General features: G+C 60.2%; 23 protein-coding genes and 3 pseudogenes. 15 read left to right on the forward strand and 11 right to left on the reverse strand.

Translation table 11 applies throughout. From position 1 onward, the window contains the following. Window positions 1-1,207: 1,207 nt before the first annotated feature. The 4 genes and pseudogenes from AC3WL8_RS21870 to AC3WL8_RS21885 all read left to right on the forward strand — a co-directional run bounded on the left by AC3WL8_RS21870 (window position 1,208) and on the right by AC3WL8_RS21885 (window position 2,540). Window positions 1,208-1,915, forward strand: coding sequence for an NUDIX hydrolase (locus tag AC3WL8_RS21870; protein ID WP_492378781.1), 708 nt, complete (start codon window positions 1,208-1,210; stop codon window positions 1,913-1,915). Between the two features lie 26 nt (window positions 1,916-1,941). After that, window positions 1,942-2,056: pseudogene (locus AC3WL8_RS21875) on the forward strand (IS5/IS1182 family transposase); the annotation flags it as partial. Further along, entirely contained in the window at window positions 2,030-2,278 is a 249-nt protein-coding gene (locus AC3WL8_RS21880; protein WP_492378782.1) for a hypothetical protein, read from the forward strand. The pseudogene AC3WL8_RS21875 and the gene AC3WL8_RS21880, both read left to right, overlap by 27 nt. A gap of 13 nt (window positions 2,279-2,291) precedes the next feature. Beyond that, window positions 2,292-2,540, forward strand: a complete 249-nt coding sequence (locus AC3WL8_RS21885; RefSeq protein WP_492378783.1) for a hypothetical protein — start codon at window positions 2,292-2,294, stop codon at window positions 2,538-2,540. A 160-nt stretch (window positions 2,541-2,700) separates the two neighbouring features. Here the strand turns inward: AC3WL8_RS21885 and AC3WL8_RS21890 are convergent, their stop codons facing one another. The 7 genes and pseudogenes from AC3WL8_RS21890 to AC3WL8_RS21920 all read right to left on the reverse strand — a co-directional run bounded on the left by AC3WL8_RS21890 (window position 2,701) and on the right by AC3WL8_RS21920 (window position 7,828). Then, on the reverse strand, window positions 2,701-3,084 hold the full coding sequence (locus AC3WL8_RS21890; RefSeq protein WP_492378784.1) for a type II toxin-antitoxin system death-on-curing family toxin: 384 nt from the start codon (window positions 3,082-3,084) through the stop codon (window positions 2,701-2,703). A gap of 6 nt (window positions 3,085-3,090) precedes the next feature. Beyond that, the gene (locus tag AC3WL8_RS21895; protein WP_035823610.1) at window positions 3,091-3,321 is read right to left on the reverse strand and encodes a hypothetical protein; all 231 of its coding nucleotides are present in this window, start codon (window positions 3,319-3,321) and stop codon (window positions 3,091-3,093) included. 177 nt (window positions 3,322-3,498) lie between these two features. Next, a complete protein-coding gene (locus AC3WL8_RS21900; RefSeq protein ID WP_492378785.1) occupies window positions 3,499-4,800 on the reverse strand; it encodes a tyrosine-type recombinase/integrase in 1,302 nt (433 codons plus the stop codon). Window positions 4,801-4,901: 101 nt separating this feature from the next. Further along, window positions 4,902-5,279, reverse strand: a complete 378-nt coding sequence (locus AC3WL8_RS21905) for a type II toxin-antitoxin system VapC family toxin (protein ID WP_492378786.1) — start codon at window positions 5,277-5,279, stop codon at window positions 4,902-4,904. Then, complete coding sequence (locus AC3WL8_RS21910) at window positions 5,279-5,515, reverse strand: type II toxin-antitoxin system Phd/YefM family antitoxin (RefSeq protein WP_492378787.1); 237 nt, start codon at window positions 5,513-5,515, stop codon at window positions 5,279-5,281. Before AC3WL8_RS21910 ends, AC3WL8_RS21905 begins: the two co-directional genes overlap by 1 nt. 308 nt (window positions 5,516-5,823) lie before the next feature. Next, window positions 5,824-6,742, reverse strand: a pseudogene (locus tag AC3WL8_RS21915) (PDDEXK nuclease domain-containing protein); the annotation flags it as partial. Between the two features lie 285 nt (window positions 6,743-7,027). After that, a complete protein-coding gene (locus AC3WL8_RS21920; protein ID WP_492378788.1) occupies window positions 7,028-7,828 on the reverse strand; it encodes an IclR family transcriptional regulator in 801 nt (266 codons plus the stop codon). A gap of 158 nt (window positions 7,829-7,986) precedes the next feature. Here AC3WL8_RS21920 and AC3WL8_RS21925 point away from each other — a divergent pair, with 158 nt between their 5' ends. The 7 genes from AC3WL8_RS21925 to AC3WL8_RS21955 all read left to right on the forward strand — a co-directional run bounded on the left by AC3WL8_RS21925 (window position 7,987) and on the right by AC3WL8_RS21955 (window position 16,023). After that, on the forward strand, window positions 7,987-9,759 hold the full coding sequence (locus tag AC3WL8_RS21925) for an FAD-dependent oxidoreductase (protein WP_492378789.1): 1,773 nt from the start codon (window positions 7,987-7,989) through the stop codon (window positions 9,757-9,759). Window positions 9,760-9,843: 84 nt separating this feature from the next. Beyond that, on the forward strand, window positions 9,844-10,605 hold the full coding sequence (locus AC3WL8_RS21930) for an SDR family NAD(P)-dependent oxidoreductase (RefSeq protein ID WP_492378790.1): 762 nt from the start codon (window positions 9,844-9,846) through the stop codon (window positions 10,603-10,605). Between the two features lie 132 nt (window positions 10,606-10,737). Then, window positions 10,738-11,697: an MBL fold metallo-hydrolase gene (locus AC3WL8_RS21935; protein WP_492378791.1), complete on the forward strand. Its 960-nt coding sequence runs from the start codon at window positions 10,738-10,740 to the stop codon at window positions 11,695-11,697. Window positions 11,698-11,770: 73 nt separating this feature from the next. Further along, the gene (locus tag AC3WL8_RS21940; RefSeq protein ID WP_492378792.1) at window positions 11,771-13,522 is read left to right on the forward strand and encodes an FAD-dependent oxidoreductase; all 1,752 of its coding nucleotides are present in this window, start codon (window positions 11,771-11,773) and stop codon (window positions 13,520-13,522) included. 34 nt (window positions 13,523-13,556) lie between these two features. After that, window positions 13,557-13,772: a DUF2783 domain-containing protein gene (locus AC3WL8_RS21945; RefSeq protein ID WP_492378793.1), complete on the forward strand. Its 216-nt coding sequence runs from the start codon at window positions 13,557-13,559 to the stop codon at window positions 13,770-13,772. Between the two features lie 97 nt (window positions 13,773-13,869). Further along, window positions 13,870-15,198: an MFS transporter gene (locus AC3WL8_RS21950; RefSeq protein WP_492378794.1), complete on the forward strand. Its 1,329-nt coding sequence runs from the start codon at window positions 13,870-13,872 to the stop codon at window positions 15,196-15,198. Window positions 15,199-15,270: 72 nt separating this feature from the next. Next, a complete protein-coding gene (locus AC3WL8_RS21955) occupies window positions 15,271-16,023 on the forward strand; it encodes an SDR family NAD(P)-dependent oxidoreductase (protein ID WP_492378795.1) in 753 nt (250 codons plus the stop codon). 91 nt (window positions 16,024-16,114) lie between these two features. On the opposite strand, the gene AC3WL8_RS21960 is transcribed toward AC3WL8_RS21955, so the two are convergent. Together AC3WL8_RS21960 and AC3WL8_RS21965 are read right to left on the reverse strand one after the other, a co-directional pair. Further along, window positions 16,115-17,230 carry an alkene reductase gene (locus AC3WL8_RS21960; protein ID WP_492378796.1) on the reverse strand — a complete coding sequence of 372 codons (1,116 nt, stop codon included), beginning with the start codon at window positions 17,228-17,230 and terminating at the stop codon, window positions 16,115-16,117. Between the two features lie 45 nt (window positions 17,231-17,275). Then, the gene (locus AC3WL8_RS21965; RefSeq protein WP_492378797.1) at window positions 17,276-17,758 is read right to left on the reverse strand and encodes a nuclear transport factor 2 family protein; all 483 of its coding nucleotides are present in this window, start codon (window positions 17,756-17,758) and stop codon (window positions 17,276-17,278) included. A 128-nt stretch (window positions 17,759-17,886) separates the two neighbouring features. Between AC3WL8_RS21965 and AC3WL8_RS21970 the strand changes: the two genes are divergently transcribed. Then, the gene (locus AC3WL8_RS21970; protein ID WP_492378798.1) at window positions 17,887-18,813 is read left to right on the forward strand and encodes a LysR family transcriptional regulator; all 927 of its coding nucleotides are present in this window, start codon (window positions 17,887-17,889) and stop codon (window positions 18,811-18,813) included. Between the two features lie 30 nt (window positions 18,814-18,843). On the opposite strand, the pseudogene AC3WL8_RS21975 reads toward AC3WL8_RS21970, so the two are convergent. Next, a pseudogene (locus tag AC3WL8_RS21975) lies at window positions 18,844-19,198 on the reverse strand (homogentisate 1,2-dioxygenase); the annotation flags it as partial. A gap of 366 nt (window positions 19,199-19,564) precedes the next feature. Here AC3WL8_RS21975 and AC3WL8_RS21980 point away from each other — a divergent pair. From AC3WL8_RS21980 to AC3WL8_RS21990, 3 genes are all read left to right on the forward strand, one after another. Beyond that, entirely contained in the window at window positions 19,565-20,650 is a 1,086-nt protein-coding gene (locus AC3WL8_RS21980) for a substrate-binding domain-containing protein (protein WP_492378799.1), read from the forward strand. A gap of 205 nt (window positions 20,651-20,855) precedes the next feature. After that, the gene (locus AC3WL8_RS21985) at window positions 20,856-22,496 is read left to right on the forward strand and encodes a GMC family oxidoreductase (RefSeq protein ID WP_492378800.1); all 1,641 of its coding nucleotides are present in this window, start codon (window positions 20,856-20,858) and stop codon (window positions 22,494-22,496) included. Between the two features lie 106 nt (window positions 22,497-22,602). Next, window positions 22,603-24,114 carry an aldehyde dehydrogenase family protein gene (locus AC3WL8_RS21990; RefSeq protein ID WP_492378801.1) on the forward strand — a complete coding sequence of 504 codons (1,512 nt, stop codon included), beginning with the start codon at window positions 22,603-22,605 and terminating at the stop codon, window positions 24,112-24,114. Between the two features lie 134 nt (window positions 24,115-24,248). Here AC3WL8_RS21990 and AC3WL8_RS21995 read toward each other — a convergent pair whose 3' ends face one another. Next, entirely contained in the window at window positions 24,249-25,196 is a 948-nt protein-coding gene (locus tag AC3WL8_RS21995; protein WP_492378802.1) for a helix-turn-helix domain-containing protein, read from the reverse strand. Between the last annotated feature and the right edge of the window lie 510 nt (window positions 25,197-25,706).

Here is a 25,706-nt window from a genome sequence, read left to right on the forward strand (position 1 = left end):
GAGATGCGCAGCGTGCAACAAGCGTTCCAGCAATGCAGGATCGAGCGGGTCCGGCCGAAAGTGGCGCATGTCGCGACAAACGCCGCATGATTGGGCAGGAGATATCGCGACGGTGATCGAGCATGCCGGCCAAGCGCCCGTGGTGATCGTCGGGCACGCGCATAACAACTGGACGCCCGCACCGTGGCGAGCGATCGGCCCTACCTGGTGCGCGCGCTGGTGTTGCTGGCGGGCCCGGCGGGAAAGGTGCCGAAGGGTGTCGACGCCGTGCCAATCCCTGCTGAAGGGCGGGCCCAGATCAAGCGTTGCGAGGATACCAGCTTACCGGATGCTTGCGCCTACACGCGGTGTTCTTCGCGCCCGGCAACGACCCTGAGCCTTGGCTGGCTGGAACACTGAACTGATGTGGTCGCTTCCGGCACCGTGTCGATCGCCAGGGCAATGCCCGCAAACGCGCGCGCATCGCCATGCTGTCATCAGCGCATCTTCCAGCGCCACGTGGCTAAGATCAAACCATTCCTGCACGAAGTGAATTCGCAGCATCAATGCAAGAACGGCCGTCCTACCAAAATTGCTAGCTTATATTTGTTCGATTTGGTACGTACTATCACTTCAACAGACAGTCATCATATTGACGCTGGCCGAGCAGGATAATTTTCGAGCAAGGACTAGAAGTATTTACGCGTTCTTTTCGCTTTGCAAACTGCAGATATTAATTTAATTAAATCAGACATAACTTAACGACCTATCGATTTTCGACTCAGCGAGGAAAAAATCTGCTCATTAGTTAGCGTCACCGAAATTGCAGCGTAGCTAGGAAGGGAGCGGGGATGGAAATTTGGGTGAAATCAGGAAACAAGTATCGTCAATCCACGGTTATAGGGCAAGGTTCAAAGAATGCGGCGCTCCCTCTAATCATCGCCTCGATCTTCACTGCTCGCAGACCCGTGTTGAGGAACGTTCCCAGCGAGCTAGAAGACGTTCGGGCTGTCATACGCTCTCCTGAGTGGCTTGGCGTTACGGTGGAGCGAACGAACAACGCGTTAAGCACTGACGCCTCGACGCTCGGGGCGGCCGGGATGTGCAAGTGATATTTGTGCGCTAATTGAATTCATGCAACGCGAGATCAGGCAGCACTTCGATGTGGAGACAGAGGTGGAGCAGAAGATTCTGTAGACCGGTTAAATTACTTTGCTGAGGAAATTGAATGGAAGTTTATCAAAAGCACTCACATGTTTCGGCGAAGATTGATGCAGGAATTCGTTGGGACTTTGAAACTTCGCATTCGTCCGATATTTCCAGAATCTGGACTTTCCTGACCGAACGTCAGCCGAAGATATTCAACGGCCCGGTCTTGATGTCCCACGATATGTCAGGTGACGATCTTTCGCTGGAGGTACATTTGCTCCGGACGTCCTACGCAGCGTTCATGGCGTGGCGCGAACTCAATCATCCCATCAAGAGCGCGAAACTGTGTTTTCCGATTGCGGCAGTCAAGACATCGGATGATTTCTTCCTGTTGGGCACGATGGCGTCGCATACTTCGAATGCAGGGCTGAGCTATTTCCCCTCCGGAACGTTGAATGACGATGATGTACTGCAGGACGGCACCGTGGCATTGGAGCATTCTCTGGTTCGAGAGGTCAAGGAAGAAACCGGCCTGACCCATGAAGACCTCGAGCTAGCCAATGGCTGGACCCGGGTGGAGAACGATGTGCGTTGTGCTTTTTTCAAGGAAGCCAGGCTGAAATTGTCTCGCGCGGAAGTGCCCGAAAGGATTGGGACATTTCTAAAGGATCAGGTCGATCCAGAACTGTCGAGAGTCCTGTTCGTGAAATATCCTTCGGACCTGGCCGGACTCAAGCTGCCGGCTGTTCAACGCGAGTATTTTGAAAGAGTCTTGCCTGATCGTTGAAATTACTTGTGCTAAATTTTTTGTAACGGGTCAAAACCCGCATCCGCGTCACGCTGGAGCATCCGTTTCGCATCTTCAAGCAGTTCGGCTATCTCAAGGTCCGCTACCGGGGCGATGAAGAACACGCCGCAACCGCATACTGGGCGCATCCTCGAGTTGCGTCAGACCCAGGCTGTGGTCCAGGACATCGCCAGTGGTCGACACTGGGGCTTGCCCTACGCCGCCGTACTCGCCGAGCCCACTACCGCTGCGCAGCAACCGCCGCACGCTTCACCGCCACCACCGCCCCAGGCGAAGCGCCCGGATCAGCTCAACAAGGCGCTGGCCGAACCGAGCCTCTATGACGACGTGCTCACTATCTGAATCGCAACGGCTTTTGGATCGCGATTTCAGCGTGCCCTACGAGCCAAGCAAAGCCGTCGAAAAGGTCTGGCGCGACATCTACGCCGATCAGAACGGCAACCTCGAACTTCAGGAGCTCAGAGAGACGTTGGCCGATATCGCCGAGGGCTCCTCGACCTGGAAGTACCTGCACCTGATGGCGACGCGTCGGACCTTTGGCGGCAGGCCAGCCTACTTCGGCACCGAGGGCGTCGCCTGGCTGGTCCAGTCAGCAAGTGACTGATTAGGTTGGGGTTTTAGACAGGCATCAGCCGGAAAACCGCATGGATGCTAGGGGTGGCTACCCCGGTAAATTGCGCGGAAATCAAGGGGCCCCATTGATACGCCACGTTCTCAGAATTAGTGGTCGCCAGTCGCAGAAATAGCGATCTGCAACATGAGGATCACGCCGTTGGCCTGGCAAACGCGCGCAACCAGGGCTCCAAATGAGCAATGTCAAAAGTGCCAGACTCCAACATCTGAATTATCTCGATGTGGATTTGCATCGACGGACGCTGCAAGCGCCAGCCGTTGATCCGCAAGAACACATCGGCAGCAGCGAAGGCGATCCGCTTGTTGCCATCCACAAAAGGATGGTTGATGGCGAGACTCTCGAGCAGCGCCGCCGCCTCGGCCACGATGTCCTCGTAGTAGCCCGTCTGCGGCCTGAACAGCGCGGACTCCAGAGCGCCGGGATCACGGACTCCGGGCGCGCCGCCATAGCGTTGCATCAACGCGGTGTGCATTCCGAGCACATCGGCTACGGTCAGGTAGTCACGTCCGCTCATCACCGATCACTTGGCCAGTTCGCGGTATAGGCTGTCGAATTCGTCGAGGCTGGACGCGAATGACGCCATCACATGACGGCGCGGACGTTCTTTCTGCTGGCGGTCGATGTAGTCGCGCAGAGCCTCGTCGAGCACCGCCTGAAACTGGCGTCCCTGCGCTTCGGCAATCTGACGCAACGCCGCCAGCACTTCAGGCGCGGCTTGGGAGGAGAATTTTTCGCGGGCGACAGTGGTCATAGCAGGCTCCAGCATGATGGATCTTGACATTTCATGATAGAGCAAGATGGGAAAACTTGCCACCGCTCAGACGGTAGGGGCCAACTGCTGGTCGTGGTTGATAGCGAACCGACCGCCGTAGCTTGCCCCTCCACCGATCAATAGGTTCGTCACGAGGGCATCCTGCGCTAAGGTCGCTTAGTTTCCGGTTGCCTTCACGGCCACGGCATGTGCGGGCGTTCCGGCTGGGGCGGCCCACCCGATCCGGTGCCGTTCCTGCGTGGCCTCGTGCCGTGCATCCTCCTCGCTGTGCAGGTATGCGCTGGTCGTCGAAATCGACGCGTGCCCAAAATTATCCCGCACATAACGCAAATCTACCTGCCGGTCGGTCATGTGCGAGCCGGCGGTGTGGCGCAGCCAGTGGGCCGAGGCGCTGGCCAGCACATCGGCCTGCGCTTCCCAGTCGGGCCCGCGGGCGCGCAGGCGTGCGGCCGCCAGGCCGAACACCTCCTTCAGGATCAGGTGCAGCGCCCCGCGTGACAGGCCTTTGTCAGGGTGCTCGCGGCCCTCGCGGCCGATTACCGGTAGCAACAGCGGGCGCGTCTCGCCGGGGTGCGGGGTGGGCGCCAGCCCGTGGGCGCGGCGATACCGCGCGAGTTCGGCAATCAGTTCGTCGGTAGCCGGCACCAGCCGGGTCTTGTTGCCCTTGCCGATTACCTCGAGCCACCAGCGCTCGACGCCCCGGGCATCGCGCCGGCAGAAGAAGGCGCCCATGGCCGTGCCGGTGACCTCGGCTGCGCGCAAGCCCCCCAGATAGAGCACGGTCAACAGCCAGCGGCAGCGCGCCGCATGCAGGCGCTCGCGCTCGGTGGCGGTGTCGGTCGTTCCCGGCATCGCCTCGATGGTCTCCTTGACCGCGTCCCACAGCTCGTGGCTCAGGTAGCGCGTGATGCGCGGCTGCGTCGGCGTGCGCCGGCGGCGCGCGAGCGCGAGCGGGTTGCCGGCCAGATAGCCGGCCTCGGTCAGCCAGGCGAACAGCGCGTTCAGGATCACCAGCGCCTGGCGCACGCTGCGGGGCGCCAGTGGTCCGGCAAACGGGCGCCAGTCGGGATGGCTGCGCGCGAGTTTTTTGCCGCCGGCCAGCACCCAGCGCGCGGCCGGTTGCGGGTCGGCCAGAAAACGCTCGTACGTGAGCAGGTCCTCGTGCGTGAGCGACGATAGCGGCTTGCCCAGTTGCAGCACCGCCCATAGGATCAACCGCTCGACCTCGCGCCGGTAGGCGGTCAGCGTCGCCGCGCTGTCGGCATTGCGCGCGAGCCAGGCGGTGACGGCGCCGAGGTCGTCGGCCGCGGCGATGCGGGTGGCGTTGGCGGAGGCGCGGTTGCTGCCGGCGACGCCGGACAGTGCCGGAGGCAGGCGCAGGCGCTCCAGCGGGATGGGAAGCGCGGTGGGGAGCGGGGCGGCCGGACCGTCCAAAGGTGGGAGCGGGAGCAATTCCATGAGTAGGCGCCGTATTTTCAGAATCGGCGGAGCTTGGGGGAGCGGTCAAATCGGGGCCGCCCTCGGCTGCTATGCCGTCACTGCCGAAGTTTCTGTGGACCCTAAATCCGAATGACGAGGTCGGAATACTTCCAGACGTGTTCGTCTGCCGATAGCAGTCGCAATGGTTCGGTGATCGCCTGAGCGACCAGCAGCCGATCAAACGGATCTCGATGGTGGTTTGGCAGATGACGCACTGCGGCGGCATGCATGTTCGTCACAGGAAGCTCGCGAAAGCCTGCGGCGGGAATTTCAGCGATGAGTTCGTCGACATCGACTTCGATCTTGTCTAGGCCCGCCTTGATGGAGATTTCCCAGATGCTGGCCGCACTGATGAAGACCTCCTCGGCATCCAGGATCAGTTGCCGCGCGGTCTGGCTCAACTTCGGGTCATTCGTCACCGCCCAGAGGAAAACATGGGTATCGAGCAGGATGCGCATTACCGTCCCTCGAATGCAGCCAGCAAGTCATCGGGGAGCGGCGCGTCGAAGTCGTCCGCCGTGCGGATCTTGCCCTGCAGCCCGCCGAGGCGCCGTGGGGGCTTTGGCTTTGCGAACGGCACGATCCGGACCACCGGCTTGCCCGCCTTCGCAATCACGACCTCGTCGCCTGCCGCCACCTCTTCGATGAGCCGCGAAAGGTGCGTTTTGGCCTCATGAATGTTCACCGTCCGCATGGTCTTCTCCTCAGTATGAACTTAGGCTAGCTTAGTCCATTACGTTCGGCAAGGGGGTCCGGTGGCCCGTGGCCTGCCTTGTCCTGCTGGAGACGCTGGTCCGATCGCCATCGCAGGCGGCTGAGACCGTGCGGCCGGCACAAGGCTACCAGACTCGCCCACATGGTCATCAAAAATGGTGGTGGGCGCCGGAGGCGACCCCGTTCCACGCTAAAACATCCTCCAACGCAAGGTCGTCGTCGTCACACAAATTGCGGAAGACCCACTTTTGTTTCGGTATGCGGATAATGAAGTTCGGGGCCGCGCATTCACTCGCCGCTTCCTGCGTCGTTTAGCCGGCCAAGGCGTGCCTCCAGCTCCTGCCTTGTCCTGGCCAGTTCCGCGGCCAGCAGATTCTCGTTAGGCAACACGGTCTGGTATTCGGCGGCCAGCACCTTGTTCGGCAGGCCCTCCAGCGCGTAGTGCGCCTCGTTGCTACCCTTGCTCGCGCATAGGATCAACCCGACGGGCGGGTTTTCGCCCGGCTTCATCCAGTGCTCGCGGGCGTAGTTCAGGTACATGTGCATCTGGCCGGCATCAGCATGGCTGAATTTGCCGATCTTGAGGTCGATGACCAGCAGGCATTTGAGCTGGCGGTGGAAGAACAGCAGATCGACGCGAAACCAGCTGTCGTCGGCGCTGACGCCCGACGAAGGCGAAGTCGTCACCCAGTTCCAAGAGGAAGTCGGCTAAGTGCTGGATTAGCGCCTCCTCGAGGTCCGACTCGGAATACTCGTCCTTCAGATTGAGAAATTCCAGCACGAACGGGTCCTTCAAGGCCTGTTCGGGTGTGATGACATCGACGCTTTCGGCTACTTCGCCTTTCTGCAACATGGCGGCCTTGTTGCCTGACAGAGCAATGCGTTCGTAGAACTGGCTATTGATCTGTCGGTCAAGTTGCCGTACCGACCAGCCGCAGCGCAGGGCTTCAGTTTCGTAGAATCCGCGCGCCATCTCATTGCGCACCGAGAGCAGTCGGACGTACGCAGACCAGGGCAGCGGGAAGGCTTTGGCCAGCTCCGGCAGGTCGACAGAATTCCGGGACAAGACTTTGGAAATCTCATCACCAGTGGAAATGGCAGACGATGTCTGCGAAATTCGGGCGGTGGGCAATTTCGCAGACGGTGTCTGCGAAATGTGGTCGATGGGCCAAGCTTGGTAGAACAGTCGCATCTGTTCCAGATTGCGCTCCGTGTACAACCGCAAGATCGTGGGCTTCGAGGTCCACGATCGGAACGACGCGAACCACGCGGCGCATCTGGTTAAGCGCACGGCGCTGGCCGGGTGTCGCCACCCGTGGTCACAATTCGGGGTACTCGCAGGGCTGCGGATCCAACTAGCAAACGGGCTCGGGGCACCAAGCACAAGCCGACCTCGTTGCCGACGCCAAATACGATCTTATCCCCGTCCAACCGCAATGAATCGGTCCCAAGCCCGCTTCATCCTTCGGAGTCGGGCGCCCTCGATGGACAACTAGTAAGTGCCACGATAACCCAAGCGTCTCGAAACACCTTCTGCACATGCCCTAACGGCTCTCGCAACGGGCCCGTCCAAATCCGTATCGACGGTTCCAGTGGGCCCCATGATGGTGATTGCGAGGGCGATGTTGTCCGAGTAATCGAATACGGGCGCCGAAAAGGAGACGATCCCCGGCGTGGGATGGTTAACGCCTCGTGAAATCTTGCGCGTCCGGGCATCCTCGATCATGCCCTCGACCAGTTTGGCATCGAGCGGATGTGCGATATCGGGGCCAAGGCGTATGCAATCGTCCAGCAGCAACTTTTCAGTGAGTTGGCGCGGAAGAAACGCCGAAAACACCCGTCCCGTCGCCGTATTGGCGAGCGACATGACTGTACCGGTGCGGATGTTCGTATGAATGGGATATGCCGCATCAATCAGGCGCACGATCACCGGGCCCATATTTCCCCATACCGCAAGCGCGACCGCATGCGAGGTCTCTTCCGACAGCGAATCCGCAAACGGCGTGGCCTCCCGAATCGGGTTCAGCGTCTGGAGACTGGTCAACCCCAATTGGATAGCCATGGGCCCGAGCAGGTAGTGGCCCGTGACTGGGTCCTGGGCGACCAGGCCAATCTTTCCAAAGCTGACCAGGTAAGGGTGAATTTTTCCAGACGGCATGTTGGCGGCCCTCACCAGGTCGCGCAACGCCATCGGTCTGGCCTCCGACGCCAGCACCTTGAGGATTTCCCCCCCAACCTCAATCGACTGTATGCCACGACGCTCGCGCTCGGGCGCCGGCTCAGTGTTGTCCACGTGCGTTCCTGCTAAGAGATGAATGATGCGCTCAGTATAGCACTAGATATTATCTAATACGCATGCATAGGGTTAACATGTAGATATCTTCAATCATGCTAGTGTTAATCTAGCGCGAATCGGGGAAGGGTTGAAGCCCCCCAACCCCGCAGTCTTGAATGGAGAAGTTGATGTCTACACCGCATGAGGAAAAATGTGACGTCCTGATCATTGGATCGGGCGTCGCTGGCATGTCCGCGGCCATTGCCGCTGCCAGCCGCGGCATGAAAGTGATCGTGGTCGAGAAGGCCAGCTACTATGGCGGCACGACAGCGCGCTCGGGCGGATGGCTGTGGATTCCCAACACCGACCTGGCCAAGGCCTATGGGCACCATGAACTGCCAGACCAAGCATTCACCTACATCCAGAACCAGGCCGGCGCAGGGTTCGATGAACGGCGCGTGCGTGCCTTTCTGACCAACGGACCGAAGGCCATCGAGTTCTTCATGTCGAAGACCGCCGTCCAGTTCGACATGCCCCTGACGTTCCCGGACTACCACGCCGAGGCCCCTGGGGCCGCGCAAGGCGGACGGTCGATGGTGACGCGACCCTACGACGCACGCGAGTTGGGGCCGCAGCTCAAGACGCTGGGACCAGTGCTGCCGGAACTGACCGTTTTTGGCGTCACGATCGGCTCGGGCAAGGAGATCGTCCACTTCATGCGGGTCACCCGGTCGCTGGAATCCGCCTGGTATGTCACCAAACGCCTCGCGAAGCATTTCCTTGAGGTGATGAAGTATGGACGGGGGATGACGTTGACCAACGGCAACGCACTGGCTGCGCGGCTGGCGAAATCCGCGGCCGACCTATCGGTTCCGGTCTGGCTGTCCTCGCCGGCGTTACAGCTACTGCACGATGGCGACCGGGTCACCGGGGCCGTGGTGGAGCGTGACGGGAAGAAGGTCAGCGTGAAGGCACGTCACGGGGTGGTGCTGGCCAGCGGGGGATTTCCGCATGACCTCCAGCGTCGCAAGGAAACCTACCCGCACGTCAAATCCGGTCACGGCCACTATTCGCCCACACCGCTAACCAACGTGGGCGATGGCGCGCGCATGGCAGAGGCCGTTGGTGGGACCTTTGACAAGACGCTGTCGAATGCCGCTGCCTGGACGCCGATGTCCCTGGTACCGCGCAAGGATGGCACAACCGGCATCATGCCTCACTTCATTGACCGGGCCAAACCGGGCGTGATTGCCGTCAATTTGGATGGCCGGCGGTTTGCTAACGAGGCCAACTCGTACCACGACCTCGTGCAGGCGATGATCGCCGCATCGAAAGGGAAGTCCGAAACCGCTTGCTGGCTGATTGCCGACCATGCCGCGCTCCGGCGCTATGGCCTCGGCTTCGTCAAGCCCTTCCCGATGCCGCTGGGCAGCCACCTGCGCAACGGCTATCTCAAGCGGGGCAGGACGATTGCGGATCTGGCAAAGCAGCTTGGCGTCAATGCGCAGACGCTTGAGACCACCATTCGCCAGTACAACGAGAGCGCACAGTACGGGCGCGATCCCGAGTTCGGTCGCGGCAGCAAGGCCTACAACCGTTATCAGGGCGATGCGCTGCACACCCCGAACCCGTGTGTCGCTCCGCTGCGCACCGGGCCGTTCTACGCAATCAAGCTTGTGCCGGGTGACCTGGGCTCCTTCATGGGGATCAGGACGAATGAGCACGCTCAGGTGATCACTGCTGATGGCGTGCCGGTCCCCGGTCTGTATGCCGCCGGCAATGACGCTGCCAGCATCATGGGCGGCGAGTACAGCGGAGCGGGCATTACGCTCGGTCCGGGCTTGACGTTCGGCTACGTGGCTGGCAACCACATCGCGGACCACGCAACGGTTTCGCATCCGGGGCGTACTGCGACGCCTGTACGGCAAGCGCTCGCAGCGACGTACTGACAGTCTTCACTTCCTCTGCCGCTTACGCGGCCGCGCCGAACCGTGGTCGCCGTGACAGCCCACTCCTCTCCTGACGTACAAACCATGACGTTCTCCAACCTGTTGACCGGGAAGGTCGCATTCATCACCGGTGCTGGCCAAGGCAATGGCCGTGCCATTGCCTGCGGTCTGGCCGAAGCCGGTGCGCTTGTTGTCGTCACCGACATGAACGAATCGAACGCGCGGCAGACGGCGGACATGATCACCGCCAACGGCCATCTGGCAAGACACTATGGGCTCGATGTGACCGATCCCCGGCAATGCTACGCAGTAGCCGAAGCGGTCACGGGCAGCGTCGGCCCCATCGACGTGCTGGTAAACAACGCAGGCATCATCATCCGTGAGGGCATTGACAGCCCGAATGCGGCGCGCAACCTGCAGCAGGTGATGAAGGTCAACCATGACGGCACCTTTCATGTCACGCATGCCTGGCTGCCCGCCCTGCGCAGGAGCAAGGGCGCCATCGTCAACGTTGCGTCGATCGCGTCCTTCTCGGGTCAGCCCAATACGCTCGGCTACTCCGCATCCAAAGGTGCCGTGAAGATGCTGACCCAGTCCCTCGCCGTGGACCTGGCCAAGGACGGCATTCGCGTCAACGCCGTCGCGCCTGGCGTCATCGAAACGCCGATGACGGTATCAACAAGGTCCGATCCGGCGAAGTTGGAGCGCTTCATGGCGCGGATTCCGATGAACCGGGTTGGCAGGCCGGAAGAGCTGGTAGGCGCGGTGCTGTTTCTGGCGTCATCCATGTCGACTTATGTCACGGGGGTGACCTTGCCCGTCGATGGCGGCTATCTGGCTGCGTGAATCGTTATCCGACCCTGAAACGTATCCACAAGGCTCGAAGCAGGGCCACTTGAGAACACATATCGAAGCGACGGTGCAGCGCCGCGAGCCCGGAAGCTCTGCCTCGCTTCACAGCCACAAGAGACCGACAGCATGACCAAGGCATTCGCATCCCAGGCTGACCTGGAAGCCAAGCAGATCACCTTCACCCAACTCTCGGAAAGCGCCTGGGCGTACACCGCCGAAGGCGACCCGAACTCGGGCGTGATCATCGGCGACGACGCCGTAATGATCGTCGACACCACCGCCACGCCGGCCATGGCGCAGGACCTGATCGCGCGCATCCGCGAGATCACCGACAAGCCGATCAAGTATGTGGTGCTGTCGCACTACCACGCGGTGCGCGTGTTGGGCGCGTCGGCCTACTTCAACGAAGGCGCGCAGCAGGTTATTGCCAGCCGCGGCACCTACGAGATGATCGTGGAGCGCGGCGAAGCCGACATGAAGTCGGAAATCGAACGCTTCCCGCGCCTGTTCGCTGGCGTGGAGACCGTGCCCGGTCTGACCTGGCCGACGCTGGTGTTCGAGAAGGAAATCACGCTCTTCCTCGGCAAGCTGGAAGTGCGCATCGCCCACCTCGGCTCGGGCCACACCAAGGGCGATACGGTGGTCTGGCTGCCCTCCGAGAAGGTGCTCTTCTCCGGCGACCTGGTGGAGTACGACGCGGCCTGCTACTGCGGCGACGCACAGCTCGCCGAATGGCCCGCCACGCTCGACGCGCTGGCCGCCCTCAAGCCCCAGAAGCTCGTCCCCGGCCGCGGCCCCGCGCTGACCTCGCCCGAGGAAGTGGCCAACGGCCTCGCCTACACAAAGGATTTCGTCACCACGCTGTTCCAGGCCGGCAAGGAAGCAGTGGCCGACAAGCTCGACCTGAAGGCTGCCATGGCCCACACGCGCCGCACCATGGATCCGAAGTTCGCGCAGGTCTTCATTTACGAGCACTGCCTGCCGTTCGACGTGTCGCGCGCGTTTGACGAAGCCGCCGGCATCACGCATCCGCGCATCTGGACGGCACAGCGCGACAAGGAAATGTGGGCGGCGCTGCAGGACTGAATATGAAGCGCGGTACAGGGACCAGCGGCATGCAAGTCGAGGATTCCCCTCGGCCGCGCGATGGAGAAAGAAGATGAGTATCGATTACCAGAACCTGATGTTAGCCTACCAGGCGTGTGCGGAGCAGAAACCGGAGCACGCTCCCCGCCTTCACCCGGTGGTAGTTGTGGGCGCCGGGCCGGTCGGGCTGGCTACCGCGATTGACGTCGCGCAGTACGGGGTACCGGTGGTGCTCCTTGACGACGACTGCGCCCTTTCTAATGGCTCACGTGCAATTTGCTTCGCCAAGCGGACCCTCGATATCTTCGACCGTCTCGGTTGCGGAGAGCGGATGGTTGACAAAGGCGTGCGCTGGAACGTCGGCAAGGTGTTCGTGCGCGACGAGCAGGTCTATTCATTCGATTTGCTGCCTGACGCCGGACATCGCCGGCCCGCCTTCATCAACCTCCAGCAGTATTACGTCGAGGGCTACCTGCTCGAGCGTGCGCGTGAGTTGCCGAATCTCGAGATTCGCTGGAAGAACCGCGTCTCAGGCATCAGTCAATCGGAGCAGGGCGCGGAAGGTGCCGGTGTCGTCCTGACGGTCGATACACCTGACGGGCCCTATACACTTCAGGCCCGCTATGTTGTAGCCGCCGACGGTGCGCGTAGCCAGTTGCGCCGGCTCCTTGGTCTCGAAAGCAAGGGGCGCACATTCAAGGACCGCTTCCTGATTGCCGACGTCAAGATGGAAGCCGGCTTCCCTGCCGAGCGCTGGTTCTGGTTCGATCCGCCGTTCCACCCCAACCAGTCGGTGTTGCTGCACCGGCAGCCCGACGACGTCTGGCGTATCGATTTCCAGCTCGGTTGGGATGCCGACCCGGAACTGGAGAAGACGCCGGAGCGCGTCATCCCGCGTGTGCGTGCCCTGCTCGGCCAGGATGCGAAGTTCACGCTGGAATGGGTCAGCGTCTATACGTTCTCCTGTCTGCGCATGGACAGCTTCCGCCATGGCAACGTGCTGTTTGCCGGCGATTCGGCCCACGGTGTGTCGCCGTTCGGTGCCCGGGGTGCGAACAGCGGCGTGCAGGACGCGGAGAACCTGGCGTGGAAGCTGGCCTTCGTGCTGCGTAGCCACGCACCCGACAGCCTGCTCGACACTTACGCCAGCGAACGTGAGTACGCAGCTGACGAGAACATCCGGAACTCCACCCGCGCTACGGACTTCATCACGCCCAAGAGTCCTGTGAGCCGGGTATTTCGCGATGCCGTGCTGAGCCTGTCGAAGCAACACCCGTTTGCGCGCGGACTGGTGAACAGCGGCCGCCTTTCGGTGCCAGCGGTACTTGCCGGGTCACCGTTGAACACATCCGACGTTGAGACGTTCAGCGGCGCAATGGTGCCCGGTGCGGCTTGCCTGGATGCGCCAGTCGTCAGCGCCCTGGGATCGGATTGGCTCTTGTCGCATCTCGGCGGACAATTTACCGCGCTGGCATTCGGAGCGCTCGATGCCGCTGCCGTGCGCGCCTTGCAAGCCGTGCATGGGCCAGTCCCACTGCGAATTGTCCTTGTCAGCGCCCCAGACGCACCCGACAGCATGCCGGACGCGCCTGCGGGAACGATCGTGCTTCATGACACCGATGGCTTGGCCGCGCAGCGGTATGACGCGCGCCCCGGCACGCTATACCTGATTCGCCCGGACCAGCATGTCTGCGCACGCTGGCGCAGTGTCAACCTGCCGGCCGTCGAGCAGGCATTGCAACGTGCGATGTGCCGGGCAACCGGACATTCTTCATCACGCGAGGTACCTCAAGACGCAGAACTGACGGCAGCCGCCGTCGCATGAGGCGCGGAGCGAAGTTTTACGACGAGTCAGAGAAATGCCACTCATCACCGAACCCAATCTGATCCACCCCGATGACTTCTACGAAGCTTTGATCGACATGCACCGTGATCTGAGCGAAAACCAGAGCCAGGCTGCCAATGCGCAACTCATCCTGCTGCTTGCCAACCATATTGGAGACGCCGAAGTCCTGAGGGCCGCAATGCTCGCAGCGCGTCAGGGCGTCGCGCCCCAACAGGCGGCGACCGCCTGATTTTGCCGGGCACGCCGTTCCGCGTGCCTCACCCGCCTGACCATAGCCAAGGCGCACTAAGACGCCGGCAGCGCGGACACCGACCGGAGACAGACCAATGAGCAATCTCGCCCCAGGGGCTATGGTAGCCCCCATTTACACTTCGAACGAAGAGGATGCGCTTTACCGCAAAATCTGGCTGCGCACTATTCCCTTCTTGTTCCTATGTTACGTCATCGCGTATCTCGATCGCATCAACATCGGCTTCGCCCATTTGCAGATGAAGCAGGATCTGGGCTTCAGTGATGCCATGTACGGTCTGGGGGCGGCAGTGTTCTACGTAGGCTACGTGCTCTGTGAGGTGCCGAGCAACATGCTGCTGGCACGCTTCGGTGCGCGCCGCACCTTCACGCGGGTCATGGTCCTCTGGGGCCTCGCCTCGGTGGGTATGGTGACGGTCTCCACGCCCGCGCAGTTCTATACGATGCGCTTTCTGCTGGGCGTGTTTGAAGCGGGCTTCTTTCCGGGCATCGTGCTGTACCTGACCTATTGGTTTCCCGCCTCGCGCCGCGCCTCCGTGCTGGCGATATTCTTCGCAGGCGTGGCAGTTGCGGGCGTCATGGGTGGTTTGGTATCTGGCTGGATCATGCGCGACATGTCTGGTGTGATGGGGCTGGCAGGGTGGAAATGGATGCTCGCCATCGAAGGTGCCCCGGCAATCGTCTTCGGGATACTCGCCGCCTTCTTTCTGGACGACGAACCGCGGCAGGCGCGCTGGCTCAGTGAGCACGAAAAGGCATTCCTTTCCCGCAACATCCACGAAGACCATGGCGTCAAAGCTCACTCGCTGCGCGCACTGACGCGCGTCCTGAGTAGTCCGCGCGTGTACCTGTTTGCCTTCATCTACTTCTCGCTGACGTGGGGTTCGCTGGCGCTCAGTACCTGGATGCCGTTGATGATTCGCGACTTTGGCATCACGGATGTTGTATCGGTCAGCCTGTATTCCGTCGTACCCAATGCGATTGGCGCCATCGGATTGATTTTCATCGCCAGACATTCCGACCGAAAGGCCGAGCGCCATCGTCACTACCTGTACTGCACTGCCGGTGGCGCGCTTTCCTTGATTGGCCTGACTCTGCACCTGCCGAGCCTTGCCGGAATGCTGGCCATGCTCTCGGTTGGATGCGTGCTGATCTATGCGGCCTTGCCGCTATTCTGGGCGCTCCCTGCAAGTCATCTGCCAAAGAGCAGCGCAGCCGCAGGCATCGCTTTCATCAGCAGCGTTGGCATTACCAGCGGGATTGTGAGCCCGTGGGCAATCGGCCAGATCAAGGTCCAGACGGGAAGCATGGACAACGCGCTGTACCTGGTGGCCGCAATGGTCATGGCAAGTGGATTGGCAATGTGGTTCGGGGTGCCCCGCAAAACTGACGTTCAACAGCATTGACCCACGCTTCCGGCGGCGCGGCGGTGCCGCACGCCAGAGTAACGCGCGAGACTATCTATACGGCGCCGAGTAATGAATATAGACTTGACAGGGAAATGCGCGCTCGTCACGGGCGGCGGATCCGGAATTGGCGCGGCGACGTGCGAGGCCCTCGCACGCTGCGGTGCCAGTGTGGTTGTGGCCGATTCCAACCTTGAGGCCGCTTTTGCCGTAGCCGAACGCATTGCTGCCATCGAGGGGCGAGCGCATGCCGTCAAGGCAGATGTCTCGCAAGCAGAAGACATGCAGGCTGTCGTAAGGCTGACTTGCGAGATGTTCGGAGGGCTTCATCTTGCCGTGAATAACGCGGGTGTCGCGGCAAGCTACGCAATGGTCGAGGACGTGTCCTGGGAGGACTGGCAGCGAAACATTGGCGTCAACGTCACGGGCGTATTCCTCGGGCTCAAATATGAGGTCCCGGCGATTCTCTCCAGCGGAGGCGGAGCCATCGTCAACGTGTCGTCCATTCTCGGTGGCGTCGGCATGGTCGGGCGTAGCCCCTACGCCGCCGCCAAGCATGCCGTGGTCGGTCTCACCAAGTCAGTTGCTTTGGAGTGTGCCGAGCGGGGTATTCGCGTCAATGCCGTGGCGCCCGGCTACGTCGCAACGCCGCTGCTGGCGGACCGCGATGAGGAAACCAAGGCTTCATTGGCAGGCTTGCACCCGATGAAGCGGTTGGCTGCAGCCGATGAAATCGCCCAGGTCATTCTGTTCTTGCTTTCACCGAACGCGAGCTTTGTTACCGGGCAAACCTACTTTGCCGATGGCGGGTACACCGCCAGGTAGCAGTGAGGCCGTTAAAAAGCCTGGGATGCTCGTTGCCAGGGCCAAGACACACGTCGCTGACCAATCATGGAGCCTGCCGCAGAGCAAGTGATTAGCTCGGCTGAGCCTCCTGGTAAAACGGGTAATCCGTGTAGCCCTTTGCAAGGCTCTCGTTTGCACCATAGAAGGACTCGCGGTGGGGCTCAACAATGGGCCAGTTTTGCCGCATCCGTTCCACCAAATCAGGGTTGGAGATGAACGGACGGCCGAACGCGGTTAGGTCAAGGTCCCCATTGTCCAACGCTGCTTCCGCTGTGACGCTGTCAAAGCCTCCGGCAGCAATCAAAGTGCCCTGGTACGCTTGACGAAACCTCGCAGCGAAGCCATCAGGAATCGATTCGGCGCCGATAGTCAGTTGGTCACTCAGGTGAACGTAGGCCAAGTCCTTGGGATTCAATGCTTCGGCGAGGCTCAACCAGGTCTCAGCCTCATCCGCGAAGGGCTTCATGTCGTAGAGGCGGCCAAATGGCGAGAGGCGGACCGCTACGCGAGAGCTGCCGATTTCATGAGCAACAGCATTAAGGGTATCCATTAGGAAGCGTCGGCGATTCGCGATGGACCCGCCATACTCATCATCACGAGAGTTCAGTGCTCCGTTGAGGAACTGCTCGAAAAGATAGCCGTTCGCGCCATGCAGCTCGACACCGTCGAAGCCGGCCTCCATTGCGCGGCGGGCAGCTCGGACAAAGTCAGCAGTGATGCGTTGAATTTCGTCAACACGCAATGCTCGCGGATGGCTTGCCTGGATGGGGCCCGCCTTGCCTGATTCGACCCACGCGTAGACCAACGAATTCTCTGCGGTCTGGGCTACCGACGACACTGGTGCCACTTCATTCGGCTGAAGGGACACATGGGACAAGCGGCCCACATGCCAAAGCTGCGCGAAGATTTTGCCGCCTCGGGCATGAACCGTGTCAGTTACACGCTTCCACCCTTCGGCTTGCTCATCGGTGTATATCCCTGGCGTGAACAAATACCCGCGTCCCTCCTCGGATACCGGGACGCCTTCCGAGATGATGAGGCCAGCAGTCGCACGTTGTTCGTAGTAGAGAGCTGTGTGCTCATCAGGAATACCGGTCACTGCTCTGGAGCGCGTCATGGGTGCCATCACGATGCGATTGGCCAGCACCATGCCGTTCATGTCATAGGGTTCAAAGAGTTTGCTCATTCGAGTTTGCGTTTGGGAAGTCAGTGGGTGTGAGAATGTCTTGGCTCAGGTGGGCAGCATTAGGTCATTGCCGGGATTGCCGCCGCCTACGTTCGGCTCGGGCCATACGACGTCGAGGCGCGTACGACTAATCAACCATCGACCGTCCACGCGGCGGTATTCATCTGCGTAGAGACCCAACAGGAACAGGGGATTTGAGGTCTTCGGGCCTTCGGTCGCGAGGTCTATTAGGTAGCAACGCCCTTCGGCGCGGTCTTCGTCCAGTAGTTCGACCCATTGGTTCGTAATCGCATGCAAGAACGGGTAGCGACCTCGCTTGTCGGTGTCGAACGCCGTGAAGGCATCGGCAAGCCCTTGACGAATGGCGTCGCGTCCGCGCCAGGTTCCGCGGTCCACCTGGCAAATTGCATCCTCCGTGAACAACGCTGCGAGCGAGTCCATTTGGTTGGCGTCCAGGTAGTGGCAATAGCGCTGGCGGAGGTCCTTGATGGCCTCGTTGGCGAGCAAGCGGGAAACGTCGGTTTGCACAGGGGGCATCTCACTTCTGAAGAGATGCGCCAGCTTAGTTAATGTCTCGGAAAGAATTAATGCCCCAAGATTCCATCCACTTCATCCTCGGAGGCTATAATCCGGGGAAAGTAATCTTGGAGGCATATATGAGCGACTCGCGCTTCGACGGCATCCAGGAGTTCGTCCTCGCCGCGCAACTGCAGAGCTTTACGGCTGCGGGGCTGCAGCTCGGGATTACTAGCTCAGCGGTGGGGAAAGCGGTTACTCGACTCGAGCGTCGAGTCGGCGTCAAGCTCTTGCATCGAACTACGCGCAAGCTCAGTCTGACAAATGAAGGCGAAGCCTATCTCGCGAGTTGTTTGCGGGCGCTGGAAGACCTGGGCAACACCGAGAATTTCCTCTCGACGGGACATGCGGAGCCACGCGGGCAGGTACGCATCGACCTGCCGGGGGCGTTTGGTCGTCGGCACATTGCTCCAGCACTCATCTCCTTGGCTACGCAGTACTCGCAACTGGACCTGGCGATAACTTTTGGCGACCGCACAGTCGACATTGTCAGCGGAGGCGTTGATGTCGCTGTGCGCATCGGGGACCTTAGAGACGACCCGGAACTCGTAGCGCGTCGGCTTGGCGAGCAGTACCTCGTCATCTGTGCCTCACCCAAGTACCTGGAGCTACGCGGTTCAGTGAATGGCAAAGAAAGTTTGCTCGCACACGACTGCATTATCGGCTGGCGCAAGGGGCTGCGCGCCGCGTGGCTGCTCAAGGACGCACAAGGCCAAGTTGAGCACCAGGATGTTCGCGTACGGCACGAACTCGGCGATGGCGAAATGATGGTGCAAGGAGTCCTTGATGGATGCGGAGTCTCGCAACTGCCGACATGGCTCGTGCACGACCACTTGCGCAGCGGTGCGCTGGTTACTGTGCTGGATGACCATGCCGGCGTGACAATGCCGATTCACGTGATATGGCCGCGCACACGATACATCCAGCCGAAAGTGAGAGTCGTCATAGACGCGCTGCTCTCCCTTGCTGAAAAACACCCCGCCATCTTCATGTGCGGCAAAGTTTGACGAGCGCTTGAACCTCCGCAAGGCCGCACTTGAGGGGCGCGCGGGCATGGGCGGCGGGCTCCAGCGCAGCTGGTTCGGCGAGGGCGGCACCTCGTCGAAACGGCTTACCCACCGTGTTGGTTGTTTGCTCGATGCGGACAAACGGCTTATGCATGGGCGCCGGACGAGTCCGGTAGAGCCAGGAACGACGATTGTGGGCGCGCGGTGCTGTGAAGGCAGAGCCAGAAATTTGCTCGGCGTACAGGCCATACGCCACTCGCTGGGGCGAATTGCGACCAACCGGCAGCGCCTCGGGTAAAGCCTCGGTGGCAAATTCGTTGGCAAATCCAGACATGTACGACGTCGCGGCACCCGCTTTGGCCACGTCAAGCTTGGCTTGGGTCATCTGTTCCTACCGAGCACGTATTGCGCATCGAGCGGATGCGCGGTCGGTACGGTTGCTTCGCTAACACGGCAAGCCATGGGCTCCCTTCACTGCCTGGAAATGCAGTCGCCAGCCGGCAGCAAGGCTTCACAAGTCGCTTCACGTTGACTTCCCCGCGCGACTAGGCAAGCAAATTTTCTGTATTGAGCTGTCGCGCCGCGCCGTGTGCTTGGTTCCTCGCCGTCCAGTTCGACCGTGGCGCACACAGGCTATCAAATATGGCGCGTTGAGCCACGAAGCATCCGACTCGCTCTCCTATATTCGCCATCAGGCTGTCGAGTACGGCTACATAAGTCAGCTTGCTGGCGCTAAATAGACGAGGAGACGATGAAAGTACTATTCAATGCCATGCGCGTAGTGGCTACCGGCGCAATGATTAGCGTAACCCCGCTTGGTGCTGCGGCCGCCGAATCCCAACTGGTAACCCAACAAGGAGACATCTCTCCGATGTGCGGTTCCAAGCCGATGATTGTCGGCTTGTCTGATGGCTACGGTGGTGAGACATGGCGCAAGACGGCACTTGCCGAACTCAAAGACGAGGTCGGCCGTTGCAGTAACCTCAAACGATTCATTTACACGAACGCCAACGGCGACCAACAGAAGGCCAACTCCGACATCAATAGCATGGTTGCGCAAGGCGTCAACGTGCTTATTGTCTTCCCAGACTTCGGTGCCGCCCAGATTCCAGCGATGCGCGCTGCAACGAAGGCAGGTGTAACGGTCGTTCCCTATCTCGCTAAGATTCCGGGAAATCCAGGCAAAGACTACACCGTCAACGTTACGGAAGACGTGTTCCGGATGGGAACCGTGTGGGCCGACTGGTACGGCAAGAACATCAAGAAGGGCAACGTAGTCTTCCTCGGTGGCGCGCCAGGTGCAATGTCGTCGCAGCTCTTCTTTGACGGCTTCAAGTCCGGGCTTGCGAAGTATCCGGACCTGAAGCTACTCGAGAACAACTTTGTCGTGACGCACTGGAGCCCCGTCGGAGCCCAGAAGGCTGTGGCCGGCCTTATCGCTAAGTACCCAAAAATCGACGGTGTGGCGACGGACTACGGGGTCACTGCGCTGGCTGCCGTCAAGGCATTCGAACAGGCTCGGCTTCCGGTTCCCGCCATCGCGACGAATGCAAGCATTAACGAGCTTAGTTGCAAGTACTTGGCCATGAAGAAGTCGGGCAAAGCATTTCCATACTTCTCGCTTGACGGTACTACGTCCGTCATACGCTTCGCTGGCCGTCGTGCCGTCGCTCATTACCAGGGAACATCGAACAGTGAGTCGACGACGGTCTTCCCCTATCCCTACGCTGACAGCTCGGCTGGCGTTGAGCCAAAGTGTGACACCAGCGCGCCGCCGGACGCCGACTTTTCCTCGGCCTTGTCCGCAGAAAAGCTCAAAGCTGTCTTTCAGCAATAGCACCAATTCGTGAGCAGAAGAGTTGGCCCCCGGTCGCTCCGGGGGGCAATTCCTTCCACTGCCACAGCGCGCGCGACATCCTTCCAAAGGTTGACTGGCTTGCCCACTCAGGTCGCTCACCGGCCTAGGACGACAGGGCAGAAAAGATTCGAGCAAAAGAATCGTCCACCCGCAAGGTGGCGAGATGAAAGAAACGGAGATAGAAATGACTGACTACATCATCATCGGTGCCGGCTCGGCAGGTTGTGTTTTGGCCAATCGTCTGAGCGCCGACCCCAGCGTTCACGTGACGTTGCTTGAGGCAGGCGGTTGGGACAAGAGCCCGTTCATTCATATGCCTGCAGGCTACTTTCGCTTGATGCAGACCGGGCAGCTCGATTGGGGCTACCACACCGTCACTCAGCGGTACATGAACAATCGTGAGATGTTCATTCCCCGGGCACGCAGCATTGGCGGCTGCACGACGGTGAACGGGATGATTTACACGCGTGGTGACCGCACTGACTACGACCACTGGCGCGAACTTGGCAACGAAGGCTGGGCCTATGAAGACTGTCTGCCGTACTTCAAGAAGTCTGAAAGCTGGGCGGACGGGGAAAACGCCGTCCACGGTGGCAGCGGCCCGCTGAAGACTAGCCGCTTCGGCATTAAGAATCCGATTGCAACTGCCTTCATCGAAGCTGGTATCCAGGCGGGCTACAAGTACAACGATGACTTGAACGGTGGCGACCAGGAAGGCTTCGGTCCTTGTGACAGCACGCTTGCGGACGGTGTCCGCTCTAGCGTGTCCCGTTGCTTTATCACGCCTATCCGCAGCCGCGACAATCTGCACGTCATTACTGATGCTGTGGCGACACGTATCCTGTTCGATGGGGACAGGGCCGTGGGCGTCGAGTATGTCTCTGGCCGGAACACGAAGAAGGTTTATGCATCGAAGGAAGTCATCTTGTCCGGTGGAGCGTTCAACTCACCGCACCTGCTGCAGATTTCCGGCGTCGGCGACCCCGAGCATCTGCAATCCATTGGCGTATCGGTGACCCACAAGCTGCCGGGCGTCGGGCGAAACCTCCAGGACCATCTCGGCTGCGGCCTCAAGCAGCGAATCACCCAGCCCTTGTCGCTGCTGAAGCACCTGAACATCCTCAACTCGGCGGGTGCGCTCGCGAAGTACGCGGCGACGAAGTCGGGACCCGCTGCATACCATGGCGTCGAAGCTCTGGCGTTCGTCAAGACTGACCCGAGTGTTGTCGCACCCGACATTCAGTTCCACCTAAACATGGTCATGTACGAGGACCACGGTCGGAAGATCTTCTTTGAAGAGGGCGTGATGCCGTACTTCAATCTCTCTCGCCCTCAAAGCCGAGGTACGGTGATGGCTCGCACTGCAGACCCGCTCGCGCTGCCCGCCATTGACCCGAACTTCTTTGCGGTTGCCGACGATGTTCGCGTTATGCGCGACGGCCTGCGAATCGCGCGGGACATCATTCGGCAGAAGGCGTTCGACCCCTATCGTGGCGAGGAGTTTGGCCCTGGGCGCGAGGTGCAGTCGGATGCCGACATCGACGAATATCTGCGCAACAAAAGCGAAAGCGTCTATCACCCGGTCGGCACCTGCAAGATGGGCTCTGATGCAGAGGCGGTCGTCGACGCACGCCTGCGTGTGCACGGTCTCCGCGGCCTCCGCGTCGTTGACGCATCGATTATGCCGACCCTGACGAGCGGTAACACAAACGCGCCGACCATCATGATTGCTGAAAAGGCCGCTGACATGATTCTTGCCGATGCAGGCTCCAGTCACGCCGCAGCCGGTTCCACGTACGACCGTCAGGTCGAGTACGCCGGCTAAGGCCCGATGTGGCGGCGCTTTCTTCGGCCGCCTAACCACGGGGGCGCTTGGCGTGGCAAGACGTTTGGCTCAGCAGCCCCCAGCCCTCGTTGTTAAAGGTGACCGAATGACATCCTCAGTTGAACTCATTGATTTCAAAGAACGCCTCTCCGAAGCCACGAAACGATTCCTGTCGAGGCAACATCGACTGTTTATTGGCGGGGAATGGGTCCAACCCGCGTCTGGCGCCACCCGGGACGTCATTGACCCGGCTACCGGCGCCAAGATCTCGACGATGGCGGATGGTGGCGCTGTTGACATCGACGCTGCGGTCAAAGCGGCGCGCGAAGCTTTCGAGCATGGCGAATGGCGTCGCATGTCTACCAATGAGCGCGCCAAGATTCTGTGGAAAATCGGCAGCCTTATCGACGAGAATGCCGAAGAGCTGGCTCAGCTCGAAGTGCTTGACGAAGGCTCCGCCTACAATGTCGCCAAGAACTTCTATGTTCGCCTCTCGGCCGACCATTTCCGCTACTACTCGGGTTGGTCTACCAAGATTGGTGGCAGTACTGTTCCGGTCAACATGCCAGGTGAATGGCATGCTTATACCGTCCGCGAACCCATCGGCGTTGTTGGCCAAATTATTCCGTGGAATGTACCGCTGCTTATGGCCGCATGGAAGCTTGCACCAGCCTTAGCCGCTGGCTGCACGGTCGTTCTCAAGCCGGCTGAAGACACGCCGCTCACGGCCCTGCGCCTCGCGGAAATCTGCCGTGAAGCCGGCCTGCCGCCGGGTGTTTTGAACGTAGTGACGGGCGACGGCAAGGCCGGCGCTGCACTGGTCGAGCACCCCGATGTGGATAAAGTTGCCTTTACCGGTAGCACGGCTACTGGCAAGGCAATCGTGCGAGCGGCTGCAGACAACCTCAAGCGTGTGACGCTTGAACTGGGTGGCAAGAGCCCTGTATTCGTCTTTCCTGACGCAGACCTCGAGCGAACCATCCCTGGTGTCGCGGAGGCAGTTCTTCTCAATAGCGGCCAAGCGTGTACCGCGGGTTCGCGACTGTACATTCACGAAGACGTGTACGACCGCGTCGTTGCTGGCGTGGCGGAGTATGCCGAGTCGCTGACGCTGGGGCACGGGCTTGACCCCGCTACCCGCTTGGGACCGCTGATTTCGGAGCGCCAACTGTCGCGCGTGAAAGGAATTCTGCAGGCAGGCATCGACGAGGGCGCCAAGGTCTATTCGGGTGGTGGGCAGCCGTCGGGTCCAGGCTACTTCCTACGCCCGACCGTCCTGACCAACGTCGAACCCGGCATGACGGTGTATCGGGAAGAGATTTTTGGTCCTGTCATCTCGGCCATGAAGATGAGCTCGGACAATCTTGGCGCCCTGGTCCGCGAGGCGAACAACACCGTGTACGGCCTAGCGGCAAGCGTTTGGACCAAAGACCTCAGTCTGGCTCACAAGCTTGCCGCACGCATTCGTGCTGGCGTAGTCTGGGTGAACAATCACAATCAGACTGACGCTGCCCTCCCATTTGGTGGTTACAAGCAATCCGGTTGGGGACGTGAGATGGGATTCTCGGGCATCGAAGCCTACACGGAGCTCAAGTCCGTGGGCGTCTACCTCGGCTAGTTGGACTCGGGCGCCACTGACAGCGGAAGTGTTCGCTTAGGCTGACGGCCCGACCTTAGAAAGCCGCAATAGCAAACGCCATGTGCTGTCCGTCGCACATGGCGTTTGTCTTACATCTCGCTATCAGAACCGCTCTAACTTAGACGCCTTATCAGCGTATTAGGAGCGACCCCATATGCCTTCTTGAAGGCGCGGCTGAAGTGTGAGAAGTCGCTGAAACCACAAGCGATTGCCACATCAGCGATATGTTGCGAGCGGCCCTCTGTAAGCGCAATGTGACTTGCCTCAAGACGCCTTTGCCAAAGCCATCGAATCGCCGTCGTGCCGTCAGAGGCAAAGATTCGATTCAAAGTTCGGCGCGATACCCCTATAGCATTGCAGATGGCGTCGACATCAAGCTCCGAGTCGCCCAGGTTCGCCTCAATGTAGTCCTTGGCGCGGTGCAAAATGCTTCCATGGCGTTCCAGCATGCCCTTGAGGTCGTGGAATTCGGTCTCGGCGGAAGCCGCGAATATGTCGACGACCGACGCCGCGAGTTTAGACGACGCGCAGGGCTCCAAGTCGGAGGATATGCGTGAAGTTCCTCGAATGACAGAACCGGCCAATGCTCCCATGGCCGACTGGCCATCCAAGGTAATTGCAGTCAGCCGCTCCGCATCAGGAAGGCGGCAAAGCATTTGCTTGCGCGGAATCTTGAGCAGAACGATTCGATAGTCGGACGAGAAGTTGTACTTGAAGGCTCGTGCCGTGTCGTACAGGACGATGTCACCAACCTTCTGCACAGCGCTTCGGCCGCTTTGCTCAAGCGTCGCGCTTCCTTCGACGAGCAGGCTTGCAAGGAAGTCCTCTGAAGGCGTCTGGCGAAGGTCATCATTCGTCCGGACATACCGCAGTCCCGGCGCAGCGATGTCGCCGATTCCAATGAAGCCAATCGGCTTCTGTAGGACGTGAGCCCGAAATCTGTCCGCTTGGTCTGCGTATGCCGGCAAGTCCACATGGCAGTAAAGACGACAGATTACGTCGTGGTAGTGATTCAGGCGATCACGGGGGACTACTGCAGAGGTGTCGAACTGTTCAACCATAGCTTGACCTTCTTGAGGGGCTGTCGCTCATCGGCGGCTTAGACATCAACAAATTAGTTCGAAAATATCGAACCGTGAATGCGAGCTAACCCGTAGAAGTCGTGAAATGTAAGCAGCTGCTTACATGCGTGCGCCCATCTTCGCGGTGGCGTTTGCAGCTCGCGACCGGTGCCCCGCGCCTTGCCGTGCCGCCAATGCGTCGCTAAGCGGTACTGCGTGACGAGCGCGCGTTGGTACATGGCGCATCCAGTCCAGTGAATCTGGCGTATCCAGTCGCGAAGGTCGGCGCCTCCTTTCATATATTCGTGGCAAAGAGCCCAAGAATTCGGGCCCACATAGAAAGGAGACAACTTTGACGCTGGTCACAGGGCCATATGAGCTCTGTGCCCACCGTTGTCGCGCCTATTCTGGGCCCCGCTTTTCCCGACGCCATTCAATGCTCAAAACCCAGGTCTTCTACCTGTGGTCCGCTTGGTTTCGCGTCCTTACCCCAACAGCTCGTGCGCAAAG

The sequence above is a fragment of the Cupriavidus sp. FW305-F7 genome, assembly GCF_058782875.1.

Coding starts and splice junctions, on each gene's coding strand:
- AC3WL8_RS21870 (WP_492378781.1), top strand. CDS start 1,208: ATGGAAGTTTATCAAAAGCACTCACATGTTTCGGCGAAGATTGATGCA.
- AC3WL8_RS21880 (WP_492378782.1), top strand. CDS start 2,030: ATGAAGAACACGCCGCAACCGCATACTGGGCGCATCCTCGAGTTGCGT.
- AC3WL8_RS21890 (WP_492378784.1), bottom strand. CDS start 3,084: ATGAGCGGACGTGACTACCTGACCGTAGCCGATGTGCTCGGAATGCAC.
- AC3WL8_RS21895 (WP_035823610.1), bottom strand. CDS start 3,321: ATGACCACTGTCGCCCGCGAAAAATTCTCCTCCCAAGCCGCGCCTGAA.
- AC3WL8_RS21900 (WP_492378785.1), bottom strand. CDS start 4,800: ATGGAATTGCTCCCGCTCCCACCTTTGGACGGTCCGGCCGCCCCGCTC.
- AC3WL8_RS21905 (WP_492378786.1), bottom strand. CDS start 5,279: ATGCGCATCCTGCTCGATACCCATGTTTTCCTCTGGGCGGTGACGAAT.
- AC3WL8_RS21910 (WP_492378787.1), bottom strand. CDS start 5,515: ATGCGGACGGTGAACATTCATGAGGCCAAAACGCACCTTTCGCGGCTC.
- AC3WL8_RS21925 (WP_492378789.1), top strand. CDS start 7,987: ATGGAGAAGTTGATGTCTACACCGCATGAGGAAAAATGTGACGTCCTG.
- AC3WL8_RS21930 (WP_492378790.1), top strand. CDS start 9,844: ATGACGTTCTCCAACCTGTTGACCGGGAAGGTCGCATTCATCACCGGT.
- AC3WL8_RS21935 (WP_492378791.1), top strand. CDS start 10,738: ATGACCAAGGCATTCGCATCCCAGGCTGACCTGGAAGCCAAGCAGATC.
- AC3WL8_RS21940 (WP_492378792.1), top strand. CDS start 11,771: ATGAGTATCGATTACCAGAACCTGATGTTAGCCTACCAGGCGTGTGCG.
- AC3WL8_RS21945 (WP_492378793.1), top strand. CDS start 13,557: ATGCCACTCATCACCGAACCCAATCTGATCCACCCCGATGACTTCTAC.
- AC3WL8_RS21950 (WP_492378794.1), top strand. CDS start 13,870: ATGAGCAATCTCGCCCCAGGGGCTATGGTAGCCCCCATTTACACTTCG.
- AC3WL8_RS21955 (WP_492378795.1), top strand. CDS start 15,271: ATGAATATAGACTTGACAGGGAAATGCGCGCTCGTCACGGGCGGCGGA.
- AC3WL8_RS21960 (WP_492378796.1), bottom strand. CDS start 17,230: ATGAGCAAACTCTTTGAACCCTATGACATGAACGGCATGGTGCTGGCC.
- AC3WL8_RS21970 (WP_492378798.1), top strand. CDS start 17,887: ATGAGCGACTCGCGCTTCGACGGCATCCAGGAGTTCGTCCTCGCCGCG.
- AC3WL8_RS21980 (WP_492378799.1), top strand. CDS start 19,565: ATGAAAGTACTATTCAATGCCATGCGCGTAGTGGCTACCGGCGCAATG.
- AC3WL8_RS21985 (WP_492378800.1), top strand. CDS start 20,856: ATGACTGACTACATCATCATCGGTGCCGGCTCGGCAGGTTGTGTTTTG.
- AC3WL8_RS21990 (WP_492378801.1), top strand. CDS start 22,603: ATGACATCCTCAGTTGAACTCATTGATTTCAAAGAACGCCTCTCCGAA.
- AC3WL8_RS21995 (WP_492378802.1), bottom strand. CDS start 25,196: ATGGTTGAACAGTTCGACACCTCTGCAGTAGTCCCCCGTGATCGCCTG.